General features: G+C 60.6%; 2 protein-coding genes. Both read right to left on the bottom strand.

Translation table 11 applies throughout. The features are described 5' to 3' along the window. Positions 1–320: carbamoyl-phosphate synthase domain-containing protein (locus tag AC1D0Z_RS23065; protein WP_477660454.1), on the bottom strand; the 320-nt coding region annotated here is incomplete at its 3' end. 292 nt (positions 321–612) lie between these two features. Beyond that, positions 613–891 (bottom strand): TrmH family RNA methyltransferase (locus AC1D0Z_RS23060; protein WP_477660453.1); only part of this gene is annotated, 279 nt, incomplete at its 5' end.

Here is an 891-nt window from a genome sequence, read left to right as displayed (position 1 = left end):
GTCATCGTCATGCGGAAGTTCGAAGCCAGCAGCGGGAGATCCTTGATGATCAGGCCGGCGGCGTGGACTTTTTCAGCCTCGACGTCTTCGGCATTGATGCCGTAGTTGCCGATGTGCGGGTATGTAAGGGTGACGATCTGCTGGCAGTAGCTGGGATCCGTGAGGATTTCCTGGTAGCCGGTCATGGCGGTGTTGAACACCACCTCGCCGACCGTGGAGCCTGCGGCTCCAATGGAATTGCCGATAAAGACCGTGCCGTCTGCGAGCGCCAGGATGGCGTGTGGGGATTTTTCGCGTGATCCCTGTAGAGACAAAAGCACTGGGTTCTCCGGGTTGGTTACGGTTCGCCCAAGCGTGCACAAGAAACGTCTCGTTGAGACTCTTGCTGGCTGCCTTAGATGGCTGCTTTTGTGAGGGTGTTTGCTTTGTCTGCGCTCGGGCGAAGCTGTGTTTTGAAAAGCCACTGATTATAGCCTGAGGATGAGGCCCCCACGCTTGTCGCTTCGCGTACTGCGCTGTCCCCCGAGGGGGCGCTGCGCCTGCGGCCTGGCAAAGCCAGTTCCGCGGCCCCTGCTGGCGAAGATGGACTTCGCGGTTACCCCGATGTGTGGGTTACAAACTGGCAGGTACAGCTAGCGAGCTTGCGTAGAGGCAAATGGCGGCAGCGGCAGCCACATTGAGCGACTCTTCGCCACCTGGCTGGTCTATGCGCACTTTAAGTGCCGCCCTGGCCATCAGGTGGTCGCTGACGCCCTGCCCTTCGTGGCCCATGGCCCAGGCGCAGGGCATGGGTAGCTTCTGCTGGTGCAAAAAGCTGCCGTGGTGCGAGCTGGTGACGACGATGGGCACAGTCAAGGCGGACAGCGCGTCGGGCTCCAGACCTTCGACCAG

This window comes from Polaromonas sp. P1_E3, from assembly GCF_056405935.1.
The sequence above is the reverse complement of the archived record's forward strand: the minus strand, read 5'-3'. Positions and strand labels throughout refer to the sequence as shown.